The organism is Oceanobacter sp. 5_MG-2023 (assembly GCF_030548165.1).
Lineage (GTDB): Bacteria > Pseudomonadota > Gammaproteobacteria > Pseudomonadales > Oceanobacteraceae > Oceanobacter.
In genome coordinates, this window is the sequence record NZ_JAUORS010000007.1 from 61,087 (window position 1) to 75,594 (window position 14,508).

Sequence of the window (14,508 nt, forward strand, 5' to 3'; positions counted from 1 at the left end):
AACCAATCGATTACTGTCTGGCCAAAGTAAAAGATAACCCGTTTTAAAGGCCTGTTTACACGGGTCTTTGCATCTGAAAACCGAATCAAAAAGAGGAACGCCGCCGTTCTGGACATCAACTGAACAACGATATTTATCAGCCGAAGAGGTGCCAAATGAGTGTATTCAGCCGCTATCAAGATCGTTACCAGGCCACTCAGCAAGAAGTCATGAGCCTGCAAGACTACCTCGATCTCTGCAAACAAGACCCGAGTGTGTATGCCACCGCCGCCGAACGTTTGTTATTAGCCATCGGTGAGCCACAACTGGTAGACACGTCCAAGGACCTGCGGCTCAGCCGCATCTTCTCCAACAAGATCATCAAGCGTTATCCAGCCTTTAACGAGTTTTACGGCATGGAAGAAGCGGTCGAAAGCATCGTGTCCTACTTCCGTCATGCCGCCCAGGGCCTCGAAGAACGCAAACAGGTATTGTATTTACTGGGGCCGGTGGGCGGAGGTAAATCCTCGCTGGCAGAACGTCTGAAACTGTTGATCCAGAATGTACCGTTTTACGCCATCAAGGGCTCACCGGTATTTGAATCACCATTGGGGCTGTTCGACCCGGCCGAAGACGCCGAGATTCTGGAAGAAGACTTTGGCATTCCACGTCGCTATCTCGGTCGCGTCATGTCGCCCTGGGCAGTCAAACGCCTGCATGAAATGGGCGGCGACATCAGCAAGTTCGAAGTCGTCAAACTCTACCCCTCCAGCCTAGACCAGGTTGGTGTGGCCAAAACCGAACCCGGCGATGAAAACAACCAGGATATTTCCTCACTGGTCGGCAAGGTCGATATTCGTAAACTGGAAGATTTCCCCCAGGACGATCCAGACGCCTATTCCTACTCCGGCTCCTTGTGTCGCGCCAACCAGGGGATGATGGAATTTGTCGAAATGTTCAAGGCTCCCATCAAGGTGCTGCACCCGCTGCTGACGGCCACCCAGGAAGGTAACTACAACGGCACTGAAGGCATGGGCGCGATTCCCTTCGAAGGCGTGATTCTGGCGCACTCCAACGAATCCGAATGGCAGACCTTCAAGAACAACAAGAACAACGAGGCCTTCCTCGACCGGGTCTATATCGTCAAGGTACCGTACTGCCTGCGCGTCGATGAAGAAGTCAAGATTTACGAAAAACTGCTCGAACACAGCTCTCTGGCCAGCGCTCCCTGCGCCCCCGATACCTTGAAAATGCTGGCCAAGTTCACCGTATTGTCACGACTGAAAGAGCCTGAGAATTCCAGCGTCTACTCCAAGATGCGTATCTACAACGGCGAGAATCTCAAGGACACCGATCCGAAAGCCAAGTCGCTGCAGGAATACCGGGATGCCGCGGGTGTCGACGAAGGCATGAACGGCATATCCACCCGTTTTGCCTTCAAGATTTTATCCAAGGTGTTCAACTTCGATGCCACCGAAGTGGCCGCCAATCCGGTGCACCTGATGTATATCCTCGAACAGGCGATAGAACAGGAGCAATACCCGGAAGAAACCCACAACCGCTACCTTAACTACCTGAAAGAATACCTGGCCCAGGATTATGTCGAGTTTATCGGCAAGGAAATCCAGACCGCCTATCTCGAATCCTATTCCGAATACGGCCAGAATATTTTTGACCGTTACGTCACCTACGCCGACTTCTGGATTCAGGATCAGGAGTACCGCGACCCGGAAACCGGTGAAATTCTGGATCGGGTCTCGATCAACGAAGAACTGGAAAAAATCGAGAAATCTGCAGGTATCAGCAATCCAAAAGATTTCCGTAACGAGATCGTCAATTTCGTCTTGCGCGCCAGAGCCAACCATAATGGCAATAACCCATCCTGGCAGTCGTACGAGAAAATGCGCTCGGTGATTGAGAAAAAAATGTTCTCCAACACCGAGGATCTGCTGCCGGTTATTTCCTTTTCTGCCAAATCTTCCCATCAGGATCAGAAAAAGCACAACGACTTTGTCGCCCGCATGACCGAACGAGGCTATACCGAGAAACAGGTTCGTCTGTTATCCGAATGGTACTTGCGTGTACGCAAGTCCCAGTAACCGGTGAACCCCGTGCAGCAGCATAAACGGTTGCTGCGCGGCTGAGTGCCGCAAACGCAGGGCCACGCTTCACGGGGAAGCTTCTGACGAGTGGAGACACTGTATGTCTTATATTATCGATCGACGCCTGAACGGCAAAAACAAGAGCATGGTGAACCGGCAACGGTTTTTACGGCGCTATAACCAGCACATCAAGGAAGCGGTTGCAGATGCCGTAACGCGCCGTTCCATCACCGATATGGAACGCGGCGAGCAGATCAGCATCCCGACCCGCAACACCCACGAACCGGTTATCAGCCATGGTCAGGGCGGCAAGCAGCACCGGGTATTTCCGGGCAACAAGGAATTCAACACCGGCGACCAGCTGGAAAAACCCAAAGGTGGTGGTGGCGGCTCCGGCTCAGGAAAAGCCAGCAACCAGGGGGAAGGTGAAGACGACTTCCGCTTCTTTATCACCAAAGAGGAGTTTCTCAAATACCTGTTCGATGACCTCGAACTGCCCAACATGATCAAGAAAACCCTGTCGCAGTCAAAAGAGTTCAAGACCCGGCGCGGCGGCTTTGTTTCCGAAGGTACCCCCAACAACCTCTCGGTAGTACGGTCACTGCGTAATGCCCACGCCCGTCGTATTGGCATGGGCGCAGGCAAACGCCGCCGGATTCGTGAACTGACCGCCACCATCGATGCCTTGCTGGCCGACGGCGCAGGCGACAGCAACGCCGATCAGATCAACGCCCTGCGAGAAGAAATTCTCTCGCTGGAGAAAAAACTCAAACGGCTGCCGTTTATCGACCAGCTCGACTTGCGCTATCGCAACCAGATCAAGGTGCCCACCCCCACCAGCAAGGCCGTTATGTTTTGCCTGATGGATGTTTCCGGCTCCATGACCCAGGACGTCAAGGATCTGGCCAAGCGTTTTTACCTGCTGCTGTATCTGTTTCTGGAAAAGAACTACGAACACATCGAGATTGTTTTTATTCGTCACCACACCAGCGCCAAGGAAGTCACCGAAGAAGAGTTTTTCTACTCCAGAGAAACCGGCGGCACCATTGTCTCCAGCGCACTGAAGCTGATGAATAATATTGTCCAGGAACGCTACCTCAGTGGCGGCTGGAATATCTATGGCGCCCAGGCATCCGACGGCGACAACTGGGATGATGACTCACCGCTGTGCGCCAGCATTCTTGCCGAACAGCTGTTACCCGCCATTCAGCACTTTGCCTATATCGAAATCACGCCCCATGAACACCAGGCACTCTGGTACGCCTATCAGAGCGTCGCCAAAGCCTATAGCCAACAGTTTGCAACAGCCCAGATCCGCAATCCCGGCGATATTTTTCCGGTCTTCCGGGAGCTGTTCGCCAAAGAGCGTTATAAGGAGGCGGTATGACCCCAAAACCAGCGACAGACCAGCGTGAGTACCTGTCGACCGATTCCGACTGGAGCTTTGCCCTGCTGGAAGACTACGATCGGGAAATCGCCCGCATTGCCAAAAGCTACGGTCTCGATACCTACCCCAACCAGATTGAAATCATCAGTGCCGAACAAATGATGGATGCCTATTCCTCGGTGGGTATGCCGATTGGCTACAACCACTGGTCTTACGGCAAACAGTTTCTCGCCACCCAGAAAAGCTATCAGCGCGGACAAATGGGTCTGGCCTACGAGATCGTTATCAACTCCGATCCTTGTATCGCCTACCTGATGGAAGAAAACACCATGCCGATGCAAGCGCTGGTGATTGCCCACGCCTGTTACGGTCACAACTCCTTTTTCAAGGGTAATTACCTGTTCCAGACCTGGACAGATGCCAGCTCCATTATTGACTACCTGATGTTTGCCAAGCACTACGTCCGCAAGTGTGAAGAACGTTACGGCAACGAAGAAGTCGAACGAGTGTTAGATGCCTGTCATTCCCTGCAAAACTACGGCGTCGATCGTTATCGTCGGCCACGGCCGATCTCCGCCGCCGAAGAAAAGTTGCGCCAGGAAGAACGGGAAGACCAGATGCAACGGCAAATCAACGACCTCTGGCGTACCTTGCCGACCCACAGCACTGATGAAGTCAAAAACAAACCGCGTAAATTCCCGGAAGAACCACAGGAAAACCTGCTGTATTTCCTCGAAAAAAACGCCCCTCTGCTCGCCCCCTGGCAGCGTGAGCTGGTGCGTATCGTACGCAAGATTTCGCAGTACTTTTACCCGCAACGCCAGACTCAGGTGATGAACGAAGGGTGGGCCACCTTCTGGCACTACACATTGCTGAATCACCTGTACGATGAAGGCAAGGTCACCGACGGCTTTATGATGGAAGTGCTGGCGTCACACGCCAATGTGGTGCATCAACCGAGCTTCGATTCTCCACACTATTCCGGCATCAACCCCTACGCCCTCGGCTTCAATATGTTCCGGGACATCAAACGCATTTGCGAAAACCCCACCGCAGAAGATCGCGACTGGTTTCCGGATATCGCCGGTAAAGACTGGCTGGAAACCCTGCACTTTGCCATGCACAACTTCAAGGATGAAAGTTTTGTCCAGCAGTTCCTGTCGCCGCACTTGATGCGGGAGTTTCATCTCTTCAGTATTTACGACGACGATGAACGAGCCCACTACGAGGTTGAAGCCATTCATAACGACAGTGGCTATCGCAAGGTTCGGGAAATGCTGGCGCGGCAGTACGACTTGTCAGTCCGGGAACCCAATATCCAGGTCTGGGCAGTCGATTTGCAAGGGGATCGCTCGATGACATTACGCCACACCATGCAGGATGGCACCCCACTGTCTGAGGATGTACATGAAGTACTCAAACATCTGAATTATTTATGGGGATTTGATATTCACCTGGAAACCTACAAGGACGGCAAACAAGTCAACAAACAAAGTTGCCCAGCCATGACCGTGGCGCACTGATCCCCACAGCCACTCCACGGGCAGCGTCTCAGCAGAGACGCTGCCCGGTTCCCGCCTACGCACTCTTCTTTGAATAAGTGTCATTTACAAATCACATCTCCGTAATGGTAAATTCATCAAATTTACTTACATTTCTATGCTTTCGACGACCCCTATATACTATTCAGAGGAAAAGGACATGAACCTGTTCAGATTATCCACGCTGGCATTGGCCATTTCATTGGCAGCCTGTGGTAGCGATGGCAGTGATGGCAAAGATGGTGTCGACGGTATCGATGGCACCAATGGTGTTAACGGCGTAGACGGCCAGGATGGTACTGATGGTGTTGACGGCCAGGACGGTACTGATGGTGTTGACGGCCAGGACGGTACTGACGGCCAGGACGGTCAAGATGGTGCCGATGCATCAACTGCCAAAGCCATCGACCTGACCATTCTGCATATGAATGATCACCACTCACACATCGCCGCCGACACCTTTGACTTTGATGTCTCCGGCCTGACTCTGGACACCAGCCTGACAGACGGTTCGGACATTGCCGAAGTAGAGGTCACTTACGGCGGTTTCCCGATGATGGTGACCCTGTTCGACACCCTTGCCAGCCAAAGTGACAATGTCCTGAAGCTGCATGCTGGTGATGCCGTCACCGGAACACTTTACTACTCGCTGTTTAATGGTCTGGCCGATGCCGAAATGATGAACCAGGTGTGCTTCGACGCTTTCGCACTGGGTAATCACGAGTTCGACAATGGTGATGATGGCCTTGCAGTCTTTATCGATGCCTTGAACGCCTCTGCTTGCGAAACCCCGACGCTGGCAGCCAACGTCGTGCCTCACGATGACTCAGCCATCAAGGACAAGATCCAGCCTTACCAGATCTTTGAACGTGACGGCGAGCAAATTGGTGTTATCGGTATCGATATTGCCAATAAAACCAAAAACTCCTCATTCCCTGATGACGGCACCGAATTCCTCGACGAAACCACTACCGCACAGCAATATATTGATGAGCTGGAAGGTATGGGCGTTAACAAAATCGTGCTGATGACCCACTACCAGTACAACAATGACCTGACGCTGGCCGCAGCACTGACCGGTGTTGACGTGATTGTGGGTGGTGATTCCCACACCTTGCTCGGCGATGACACCTTTGCCAGCGTCGGAGTTGGCTCCTCGGTCGCTGAATACCCAACCGTCGTGACCAACGCCGACGGCGAAACTGTCTGTGTGGTACAAGCCTGGGAATACGCCCACCTGCTGGGCAAGCTGACGGTCAGCTTCGACGCCGACGGTGTGGTTAGCGCCTGTGAAGGCCAGCCATACATGCCGATTGCCAACAGCTACCAATATGAAGACAGCACTGGTGAAGATGCCACTCTGAACGGCAACTCGGCCTTTGCCATCAGCCAGGCTTTGACCGCCCATGACGAAATCGTCCTGACTCAGGAAGATTCTGTTACCGCCGACCTGCTGGCCGTATACGACGAACAGACCTCAATACTGGAACAAACCGTTATCGGCACTATCGCTGAAGATATGTGTTTCGAGCGAATTCCTGGTCAGGGCCGCTCCAACATCTGTGACGTCACAGCCACCAGCGCCCACGGTTCTGATATTACCGGTCAGGTCGCCAAGGGTTTTGTCACCGTCACACCAACCGCGGATATCGGCATTCAGAATGGCGGTGGTGTTCGTGATGATCTGGCTGCTGGCGACGCCACCATTGCCGATGCCTTTACCCTGATGCCTTTTGCCAACACATTGGTAACGCTGGATATGACCGGCCAACAAATTCAGGATGTACTGGAAGACGCGCTGGATTACACACTGGATACCGACGGTTCAACCGGTGCCTACCCTTACGCTTACGGCCTGCGTTTTGATGTCGACCTGACTCAGGAAAAAGGCAGCCGCTTCAGCAATATTGAAGTCAACTCTCGTGGCGCAGGCGACTGGAGCAGTATGGATATGGCGACCACTTACACCGTCGTAACCAATAACTACATTGCGGCAGGCCAGGATGGCTACACCACATTTGGCACCATCACTGGTGACGCTTATGTGGATACTTTCACTGAGTATGCCCAGAGCTTCGTTGACTATATGACGCTTCTGACCGACAACGGTGAATCCCTGAGCAAGCTGCCGGTTACTGAGTACTCGACTCAAACCTTGATCGATACCAATGGCTGCAACCACAGCACAGAAACCTGTACTGGCTACTAATAAACCGGCCATCAGGCTTCACCGGGCAACGAACGTTGCCTGACTAAAACAAAACCGGCCAACCTGAAACAGGTTGGCCGATTTTTCTGTTTTTATCCTGCCGTCTTAACCGATCTCACTGCTCTCGCTACTTGCGCGACCAGCAACCAAGCATAAACCACCCATTCCCCCTATTGAACCCGGCAACTATTAACAAGCAGGCGGTAACCATAACCAACCGACTATTGGGACGGCGGATTATAGCCTTCAAGCTGCCGGGCCAGACTGGCGGCAAAGGTGTCGGTCATTCCGGAAATATAATCCAGCGTACGCATATAACTTTCATACAGGGTCCAGCCAGGCTTGGGGGCAGAACCGCCCATCAACGCCAGCAAGCGCGTATTCCGAAACGTGGCGGCCTGACCCAAGGCACATTCCCGCGCCGCACTGAGAAAGGATTCCAGCAGCACCCCCAATGTGGTGTACGAGCCGATTTCAATGGTCAACTTGCGGCCGTCGCGGAAAATACGCTGACGGGCCAGTTCCTTGGCATCCGCCACCACCTGGCGTACCGCTGGCGGACAATAATCGATAATGCCGCCGGCCAGGTTCCCTTGCAGCAATTGTGCTTCATGGCGTGTAAAACTGGCACTGACAGCCTGCACCATCACCTCCATGGCGTAGCCGCGTAAAATCTGCAGCTTGCGGCGATCGCCGTCTTCATTGGCAATATCTTCCTGCACCTGCTCCCACTGATCCACCAGCAATGGACTGAGCAGGGCTTCAACCTCGTGGTATTGCAGCAGGCCAACTTCCACACCATCTTCCAGATCAATCAGCCCATAACAAATATCATCGGCGGCCTCGACCAGATACACCAGAGGGTGACGACACCAACGATCTTCACCACGCGGCAACAGCCCCAACGTCGCGGCGACTTCACGCAAGATCGGCAATTCTGACTGATAACAGCCAAATTTTTTCGCCCGCCCCTCGGTTACTTCCATCACACTCCAGGGGTATTTGAGAAACGTCCCCAGGGTGGCATAGGTCAGCCGCATTCCCCCCTTGAAACGGTTGTATTCCACCTGAGTGACCAGCCGCAGCCCCTGGGCGTTACCTTCAAACGTCATCAGGTCAGCCTGCTGCGCCACCGTCAGGTCTTCCAGAAAATGCCGGTTCTGTGCATCCATAAACCAGTGCCGGATCGCTTCTTCTCCACTGTGGCCGTAAGGAGGGTTGCCGATATCGTGGGCAAGACATGCCGCCTGTACCAAGGCTCCCAGGTCTCCGGCATCCATAAATTCCGGCAGTTGATGCGCCATGGCATTTCCTACCATGCTGCCCAGCGAGCGCCCCACACACCCCACTTCCAATGAATGCGTCAGACGACTGTGCAAGTGGTCGTTCTCAGTCAGGGGGTGCACCTGGGTTTTACGATTCAGGCGCCGAAACGCCGATGAAAAAATAATACGGTCATAATCCTTGTGAAAAGGCGTTCGACCGATATCCAGCGCCAGCCGGGCCTGGGTTTCGCCATAACGCAGCGGCAACAACAATTGCCGCCAGTTCATACTGCTGCCAGCCATTCCCTCAGTGCCACCATCCGCTTGTTTTGCCATCAATTATTCTCTCCTTCCGCCGGGCCAGGCCTCTGGCTGTTCGACGACACCATGCCGTTATGACTGAATTCTGGTCTTTTAACCGCAGCGGTCATCTTTCCTGTCTCTCCATGCCACCTACGGCAAGGTCGCCAGCGGTCACTTGCGACCATGGTATAGCCTTTCAAAAACATATTTAACCGATTGATTTTATTGAAGTTTTCAAAAAACTTCCGATTTATCCCGAAGCTAATACCAAGGTCTATCTATTGCCCAATCGAACTTAACTGATAGGTTACAACTGACCTATAAAATAACAATTAGGAGGGGTTATGTCTTTCAAGTCTGAAGACGATAAAAAAGCCTACTGGCGCAGAAACATCAACTTGATGAAGGTGCTGCTGGTTATCTGGGCTGTCTGTTCATATGGATTCGGTATTTTGCTACGGCCATTACTCGACAATATCCCGGTGGGTGGTGTCGGCTTGGGGTTCTGGTTTGCACAGCAAGGTTCAATCTACGTGTTCCTAGCAATCGTATTTTATTACGCTAAAAAAATGCGTGATCTCGACCGTGAATTCGGCGTTGACGACTAATAAAAATAAATAGCTGAGGAATCAATAATGGATCTCACGACCTTAACCTACATTGTTGTAGGTCTTACGTTTGCCCTGTATATGGGTATTGCAGTTTGGGCCCGAGCGGGTACTACTGGCGAATTCTACTCTGCTGGCGGCGGTGTTCACCCGGTCGCTAACGGTATGGCAACCGGTGCTGACTGGATGTCTGCTGCTTCTTTTATCGGCATGGCCGGTCTGATTGCATTTAAAGGTTACGACGCGTCTATCTTTCTGATGGGCTGGACCGGTGGTTATGTACTGCTGGCTCTGTGCTTGGCACCTTACCTGCGCAAGTTCGGCAAGTTTACCGTGCCTGATTTTATTGGTGATCGTTACTACTCCAGAACAGCCCGTATCGTTGCGGTTGTCTGCCTGATCGTTGCTTCCCTGACCTATGTAATTGGTCAAATGAAAGGCATCGGCGTGGCTTTCTCCCGCTTCCTCGACGTTGATTATGCAACTGGCCTGTACTCCGGTATGGCGATTGTATTCTTCTACGCCGTACTCGGCGGTATGAAAGGCGTTACCTACACCCAGATCGCGCAATACTGTGTACTGATCTTTGCTTACACCGTACCTGCGGTCTTTATCTCCCTGAACCTGACTGGCAACCCAATCCCACAACTCGGTTTCATGGGTGATACTGCCGACGGCACTCCCCTGCTGATCAAGCTTGACCAGACCCTGGTTGACCTCGGCTTTGCGGAATACACCGCCCAGAAAGGCGGCACCTTCAATATGATGATGTACACCCTGTCACTGATGTTTGGTACAGCCGGTCTGCCTCACGTTATTATCCGCTTCTTCACGGTTCCTAAAGTATCTGATGCGCGTAAGTCTGCAGGCTGGGCATTGCTGTTTATTGCCATCCTGTACACCACGGCCCCTGCAGTTGGCTCCATGGCTCGTCTGAACCTGACCAACACCATCCAGAATCCTGAATTTGCCGTTGGTGATCCACAAGCCAACCTGGAATACTCCGAACGTCCTAACTGGTTCAAAAACTGGGAAACTACAGGTCTGCTGCAGTTTGAAGACAAAAACGGTGATGGCCGCATCCAGTACTACAACGATCAAAACCCTGAATTTGCCGCCAAAGCCGAATCTTATGGCTGGAAAGGCAATGAAATGGTGAAAGTTGACCGTGACATCATGGTACTGGCCAACCCTGAAATCGCTAACCTGCCTAACTGGGTAATCGCTCTGGTTGCTGCCGGTGGTCTGGCTGCAGCACTGTCTACAGCCGCTGGTTTGTTGCTGGCCATTTCCTCTGCTATCTCGCACGATTTGCTGAAAAGCACCTTCATGCCAAATATCACAGAGAAACAGGAACTGCTGGCCGCTCGTGTTGCCATGGCCGGTGCCATTATGGTCGCAGGCTACCTTGGCCTGAACCCTCCTGGCTTCGCCGCTCAGGTAGTTGCCCTGGCCTTTGGTCTGGCTGCCGCGTCTATCTTCCCGGCCTTGATGATGGGTATCTTCAGCAGCAAGATTAACAACACCGGTGCAGTAAGCGGTATGTTGGCAGGCCTGGTTTCAACACTGGTTTATATCTTCGTCTACAAAGGCTGGTTCTTTGTTGCCGGTACCGAGATGTTGCCAAACACTCCAGATAACTGGTTCCTGGGGGTATCCCCTGAGGCCTTCGGTGCTCTGGGTGCGTTGATCAACTTTGTGGTTGCTTTTGTTGTCACCAACATGACAGCACCAGTACCGAAACATATTGAAGAAATGGTTGAAAGCATCCGTGTTCCTAAAGGCGCCAGCGCCGCTCAGGATCACTAAGATGTGATAAACGAACTCTCGTTATAACCCGGCTTCGGCCGGGTTTTTTTATGGCTGTTGTTTGGTGTTGCAGATACAGGCTCAAGCAGCTTGAAAGGTCCCAGCCGCAACAGAGAAAGAGGAAAAGCTGTCGTGAAGGCGGCAATCTCCACCAAGGTCAGGATAGCCTCTGTATTGTAAACCCTGATAAATTTACAGAGGCATTTACAGAGGCATTTACAGAGGCATTTACAGAGGCATTTACAGGGGCGTTTACAGGGACAGGTCACTGGGTATTCAACCAGAACAGAGGTTGCGCGTTTTTTCAGTGGCTGCTAGCTTGAATAGCTGAATGATAGAGCATTGCCTTGGCGTACTGTCGTTTTACATGTCAAGGCTACTTGAAAAATGCCATTCGAAGAAACAAAACGGCTAAACAGAAAGGACAAGAAGAATGTCAGAAAACGATAGGTTGGCTGTACTCATTGATGCCGACAATGCCCAGGCTGCAATCTGCGAAGAACTATTGGCGGAAATATCAAAATTTGGTGTAGCCAGTGTGAAACGAGCATATGGAGATTGGACGACAACCAATCTGAAAAGCTGGAAGCCACACCTTCACAAGTACGCGATCCAACCAATACAGCAGTTCAGCTACACACAAGGTAAAAACTCCACGGATTCATCTCTGATTATTGATGCAATGGATCTGTTACACGAGGGAAGGCTTGATGGTTTTTGCCTGATTTCTTCTGATAGTGATTTCACCAGGCTGGCGAACAGGATTCGCGAAAGTGGATTGGTTGTATATGGTTTTGGCGAAAAGAAAACACCAGAGCCATTTGTAGCCGCATGTGACAAATTTGTATATACAGAAGTGTTAAGAAAATCTGAACATCAAAATATCAAGGATGAATCCGGCAACCCGGAATTAAAAAGAATTATTATCGATGCAGTTAATGCTGTATCCAAAGATGATGGCTGGTCACCGTTATCAGCGGTTGGAGGATATATCAATAAGAAAACCCCCTCGTTTGATCCAAGAAACTATGGTTTTGAAAAACTCGGAAAACTGGTTAGATCGTTGATTTACCTGGAGTTTCAGGAACGGAAATTTGGTGATGAATCCTCTAATGTACATATTTATGTTAGAGAAAAAACGGCGTAACAAGTACGGTAACGTCTATTTATTTCCAGAAGATATTTCAGGGTTTTTCTTGGCTACAACAAATACATCCTGAAACACTCTGAAACAACCACATCACAGCAAGGATTTCAGCTGCTGCAGTTTTTCTTGCTGTTGCTGACGCGCCAATGGCCGTTCGCTGGTTTCTGGCAGTGCTTTCTCAATGGTCAGCTGAATATCCTCGCCCTGTTGCAGCCGCTGCAATAGCAGGTCGTAGTTACGTTTGAATACCGGAAAGGCTTTGTATTCCGCATTATTGGCAAGAAAAAACCAGTCACTGGCCCGTCCGGCGAAATACACCACCGGGTGACTCCAGGCGAAGGTTTTTTTCGGCGAAGGCGCCCGGCAGGCTTCAATATACGCGGCATGAGCATCCGGTACGCCCAACTCCCCTGCCAGGTCACAACGAGAAATCACTTCATGGACATTGGGCAAATAGCTGGATTCCTTAACGGCGCGCTCCGCGGCCGCCAGGATCGTACTGGCCGGGTAATCCACCAGCAGCCGGGACCACAAGCGCTTGGCGGTGATCAGGGTCGCGGCATCGGGAAAGGCTTTGAGAAACTGGTTGTGGTAGTTGAAACGAAACAGCTCAAACATTTGGTTCAAGGCCGATTTCTGCTCGGTGTTGGCGGCTTTTTGCCCTTCACCAGCTGGTGTCGTTGAGTCGGCGCAAACTTGCTTCAACTGTTGTGTAGTCCGGTTCAGCAGCTGCTTGTCCATTCTTGCCTCCTGATGTTGTCGACGGGGTCGGTTGTGACAGCTGCCGCGCCCATTGCTGTTTGATGTATTGCAAGAAGCGGCTGTTCCAGCTGTTGTGTACCTGACGGGAATCACGCCAGTAAAGCACAAATTCGGCTACCCGTTCACGGGCAAATTGCGGGTCGATATGTGCCATGGAGAGAATATCGTAACAGTCGCTCGAGGGTTGCCAGTCGCTGGGAATCGGCAAGGGTACGGTCGAATGTTCCACCGCCGCCGAATAACGCGCCCATTGCTGACGAATGTGCTGGATAAACTTGCTGTTCCAGGTTTTTAGCGCATCGCCCCGCTCACGCCAGTACAGGATAAATTCTGCCACGGCATCATCAATAAACTGCTGTTCAATCCCGGAACGTTGCAATATCTGCAAGGCATCTTCACTGGGGCGCCACTGATGGCCAATGGGAGCGGCTTCGTCACTGGCAACACTGAAACCACTGCGGTTCAGCTGGCCTTCTTGCTGCAGCCGTTGACGTTCGGCGTCGTTCTGGGCGTATACCCACTGTTTTTTGACGAAGCGGAAAAAGCGGGTATTCCAGTCGTTCCGGTTAGCCCCTTGCTCTTGCCCTTGTAATAAAAAGACATCCCGCTGGGCCCAGATAAAACTGGCCGGAATACCATGCTGTTGCAGTCGGGTCAGTGTATCCGCACTGGGCTGCCAATCCTGGCCAATGCTGTGGTGAGCATGGGCGGCTGGTATTCCCTGTGCCATCGGTACTGCGCTAGCACCACCCAGAGGTCGGGCCGGTGCTGCAGCGGCCGACTGACTGTGTTCAAAACTCAGTACCAGTTCAACGCTTTCCGGGTACATCGGGCCATGCAAGCGAATAAGCCCCTTGTCTACCAGGCTTGCCAGCGTACGGCGAATCGTCACATCATCCCAAAAAGGCAGTTGCTGGCGCACGGTATCACGCGCCAGCCGGATACCCTGATGGTGGCTGTCGGGCTGTAATATCGCAGCCTGGTTGATAATCGTCAGTAAGACTGCATCTTCCAGCCCGATCGTGGCGGCCAGCGTCACAGACAAAGGGATGGAATAATCGTTGAACAGAGGGTGATTACTCATGATGCATTGCTTGAATTAACCTGAATCAAAAACGGAAGAATAAAACGAGAGCATTAACCGTAGCGGCTAGTGGCATTGCACCATGCTACCGTCATAGCGCCAGAGAGTCATACGATTCTGTGATGCCAGTGTTTGCTGTTCGGGGCCGGGCACGATAAAAGCGCATCCGGCTCCTTTACTGCGACATTGTGCCGCCGCTCAAGAGCACCTGCGATCCACGCTCTCCATTAATCCTGAAAAAACCTGTCACCAGAGAAGCGTTTATCGTGTTTAAAATGCTTAAAAAAGCCGCTCAATCAAGCGGCTTGATTT

The 14,508-nt window shown here is 52.0% G+C and carries 10 protein-coding genes; 7 read left to right on the forward strand and 3 right to left on the reverse strand.

Features of this window, described 5'->3' with window-relative positions:
- Positions 1 to 155: 155 nt before the first annotated feature.
- The 4 genes from Q4551_RS06535 to nadN all read left to right on the forward strand — a co-directional run bounded on the left by Q4551_RS06535 (position 156) and on the right by nadN (position 7,218).
- A complete protein-coding gene (locus Q4551_RS06535; RefSeq protein WP_303432626.1) occupies positions 156 to 2,078 on the forward strand; it encodes a PrkA family serine protein kinase in 1,923 nt (640 codons plus the stop codon).
- 103 nt (positions 2,079 to 2,181) lie between these two features.
- Positions 2,182 to 3,468, forward strand: coding sequence for a YeaH/YhbH family protein (locus Q4551_RS06540; protein WP_303432627.1), 1,287 nt, complete (start codon positions 2,182 to 2,184; stop codon positions 3,466 to 3,468).
- Positions 3,465 to 4,991 carry a SpoVR family protein gene (locus tag Q4551_RS06545; protein ID WP_303432628.1) on the forward strand — a complete coding sequence of 509 codons (1,527 nt, stop codon included), beginning with the start codon at positions 3,465 to 3,467 and terminating at the stop codon, positions 4,989 to 4,991. Before Q4551_RS06540 ends, Q4551_RS06545 begins: the two co-directional genes overlap by 4 nt.
- A gap of 178 nt (positions 4,992 to 5,169) precedes the next feature.
- Positions 5,170 to 7,218, forward strand: a complete 2,049-nt coding sequence (nadN, locus tag Q4551_RS06550) for an NAD nucleotidase (protein ID WP_303432629.1) — start codon at positions 5,170 to 5,172, stop codon at positions 7,216 to 7,218.
- 221 nt (positions 7,219 to 7,439) lie between these two features.
- On the opposite strand, the gene Q4551_RS06555 is transcribed toward nadN, so the two are convergent.
- A complete protein-coding gene (locus Q4551_RS06555; protein WP_303432630.1) occupies positions 7,440 to 8,819 on the reverse strand; it encodes a deoxyguanosinetriphosphate triphosphohydrolase in 1,380 nt (459 codons plus the stop codon).
- Positions 8,820 to 9,130: 311 nt separating this feature from the next.
- Here Q4551_RS06555 and Q4551_RS06560 point away from each other — a divergent pair, with 311 nt between their 5' ends.
- From Q4551_RS06560 to Q4551_RS06570, 3 genes are all read left to right on the forward strand, one after another.
- A complete protein-coding gene (locus tag Q4551_RS06560; protein WP_303432632.1) occupies positions 9,131 to 9,394 on the forward strand; it encodes a DUF4212 domain-containing protein in 264 nt (87 codons plus the stop codon).
- A 27-nt stretch (positions 9,395 to 9,421) separates the two neighbouring features.
- A complete protein-coding gene (locus tag Q4551_RS06565) occupies positions 9,422 to 11,203 on the forward strand; it encodes a sodium:solute symporter family protein (RefSeq protein WP_303432634.1) in 1,782 nt (593 codons plus the stop codon).
- Between the two features lie 433 nt (positions 11,204 to 11,636).
- Positions 11,637 to 12,350, forward strand: coding sequence for an NYN domain-containing protein (locus Q4551_RS06570; protein ID WP_303432636.1), 714 nt, complete (start codon positions 11,637 to 11,639; stop codon positions 12,348 to 12,350).
- Positions 12,351 to 12,443: 93 nt separating this feature from the next.
- Here the strand turns inward: Q4551_RS06570 and Q4551_RS06575 are convergent, their stop codons facing one another.
- Both Q4551_RS06575 and Q4551_RS06580 read right to left on the reverse strand, forming a co-directional pair.
- Positions 12,444 to 13,091 carry a replication protein P gene (locus tag Q4551_RS06575; protein ID WP_303432638.1) on the reverse strand — a complete coding sequence of 216 codons (648 nt, stop codon included), beginning with the start codon at positions 13,089 to 13,091 and terminating at the stop codon, positions 12,444 to 12,446.
- Positions 13,015 to 14,196: a DnaT-like ssDNA-binding domain-containing protein gene (locus Q4551_RS06580; protein ID WP_303432640.1), complete on the reverse strand. Its 1,182-nt coding sequence runs from the start codon at positions 14,194 to 14,196 to the stop codon at positions 13,015 to 13,017. The genes Q4551_RS06575 and Q4551_RS06580 overlap by 77 nt, the downstream gene beginning before the upstream one ends.
- Positions 14,197 to 14,508 lie beyond the last annotated feature (312 nt).